At 70.6% G+C, this 1877-nt stretch carries 3 protein-coding genes; 2 read left to right on the top strand and 1 reads right to left on the bottom strand.

Annotated features, from left to right (window positions below; translation table 11 throughout):
* The coding region (locus AC27VN_RS40285; RefSeq protein ID WP_490880333.1) for a hypothetical protein at window positions 1-228 on the top strand (228 nt) is incomplete at its 5' end.
* 19 nt (window positions 229-247) lie between these two features.
* On the top strand, window positions 248-1222 hold the full coding sequence (locus tag AC27VN_RS40280) for a Bug family tripartite tricarboxylate transporter substrate binding protein (RefSeq protein ID WP_490880332.1): 975 nt from the start codon (window positions 248-250) through the stop codon (window positions 1220-1222).
* A gap of 19 nt (window positions 1223-1241) precedes the next feature.
* On the opposite strand, the gene AC27VN_RS40275 is transcribed toward AC27VN_RS40280, so the two are convergent.
* On the bottom strand, window positions 1242-1877 hold a 636-nt coding region (locus tag AC27VN_RS40275), incomplete at its 5' end, for a toxin-antitoxin system YwqK family antitoxin (protein ID WP_490880331.1).

The following is a 1877-nucleotide window of genomic DNA, read 5'->3' as shown; positions in this document are numbered from 1 at the left end:
CGCCGCATGACCACCGCACGTCCCACCCTGGCCCCCGAGGCCCGCGACCGCCTCTACGCCGACTGCGCGAACGCCATCAGCGAGGCCGGCGCCGAGCGCGAATCGCTGTTCCTCGCGCGGCTCGCGCTGCTGCTGTTCGAGCAGGTCGGCGACGAGGCACGCTGCCGCGCCGCGCTGGCCGACGCGCTGCATGCGCTGCCCGTACCATCGCTGTCCGCAACCGAATGACAACCTGGAGATGACCCTCATGGACCGCCGTACCCTCCTTGCCACGCTCGCCTCGGGCGCCGCCGTGGCCGCCGCGCCCTTCGCCCGCGCGCAGGACTATCCCTCGCAACTGATCCGCTGGGTGGTGCCCTATCCCGCGGGCGGCGGCACCGACGTGATCGCGCGCGCGCTGGCCGAGGCCATGCGCCAGACGCTGGGCCAGCAGATCGTGATCGACAACCGCCCCGGCGCCTCGACCAACATCGGCGCCGACATGGTCGCCAAGAGCAAGCCCGACGGCTACACCGTGCTGTCGGCCGACAACGCGGTGCTGGCCTTCAACGAGCACCTGTTCGGCAAGCTGCCCTTCAACCCCGAGAAGGACTTCAGCTACATCGGCGCGATCGGCAAGTTCCCGCTGGCGCTGGTGGTGCACCCGGACTTCCCGGCCAAGACCTTCAAGGAGTTCCTGGCCTACGTGAAGGCCAATCCCGGCAAGGTCAACTACGCCTCGCCGGGCAACGGTTCGCCGCACCACCTGGCGATGGAAATGTTCAAGATGCGCACCGGCAGCTTCATCACCCACATCCCCTACCGCGGCGCGGCGCCGGCCATGGCCGACGTGATGGGCGGCCAGGTGCCGTGCATGTTCCTCGACCTGGCCTCCGGCCTGTCGATCATGAAGGCCAACAAGGTGCGCGTGCTGGCCATCGGCTCGGGCGCGCGCAGCAAGCTGCTGCCCGAGGTGCCGACGCTGGCCGAGGTGGGCGTGGCGAATTCCGAGGTGTTCGCGTTCCAGGGCGTGCTCGGCCCGGCCGGCCTGCCCGCGGCGGTGGTGAACAAGCTCAACGGCGACCTCAACCGCGCCTTCGGCAATCCGCAGGTGCAGAAGCGCTTCGAGGACTTCGGCATGGAAGCCATGCCCGGCACGCCCGCGCAGTTCGCGGCGCTGTCGCGCGCGGAGTCGAACCGCTGGGGCCCGATCATCAAGCAGGCAGGCATCAAGCTCGACTGATCGCCCCGGAGGGCGGCTCTCAGCGCGCGTAGGCCTTGCGCGAGCCGTCCTCGAACACCTCGTCGTCGCGCACCAGCTCGCCGTTCTCGTCCCAGCTGCGCTCGCGCGTGACGCGGCCGCGCGCGTCGAAGCTCGATTCGGCGACCAGCGTGCCCTTCTCGTCGAAGCGCTGGTGCGTGCCCTGCGGCAACTGCCGCGCGCCGCGCCCGCCCACGAGGTAGCGGCCCAGCGCGGCGCGCTGGCCGTTGTCGTGGAACTCGGTGACCAGCACCGTGCGCGCATTGCCCGCGCCGCTGTAGACCGACTTGGTGTGCGGCTGGCCGTTGAGGTAGTAGCTGTCGTCGCCGATCGGCTCGCCGGCGCTGTTCCAGCGCTGGTCGCGCACCAGCGTGCCGCGCTCCGAGAACTCCTGGTCGCGCAGGCGGATCGCCGAGCGCGCCGCCCCCAGCAGCGACACGGTCTCGCGGCGCTTCACGCCCTCGGACGAGAACTGGCGCTCGGTGCGCTGGTTGCCGTTGATCTCGTCGAGCTGCGAGGGCTTGCCGTTGTCGTAGAAATCCTGCGTGCGCACGCGCTTGCCGGCCAGGTAGGACTGGCGCGAGCGCAGGGTACCGCGCGCGTCGAACAGCTCGACCTGCGAGGGCGCGCCGCCGAA

The sequence above is a fragment of the Variovorax sp. 20P10.2.4 genome, from assembly GCF_058244205.1.
The sequence above is the reverse complement of the archived record's forward strand: the minus strand, read 5'-3'. Positions and strand labels throughout refer to the sequence as shown.

What these genes read in the sequence shown, in the direction of transcription:
- AC27VN_RS40280 (WP_490880332.1), top strand. Translation starts at nt 248, where the DNA reads ATGGACCGCCGTACCCTCCTTGCCACGCTCGCCTCGGGCGCCGCCGTG.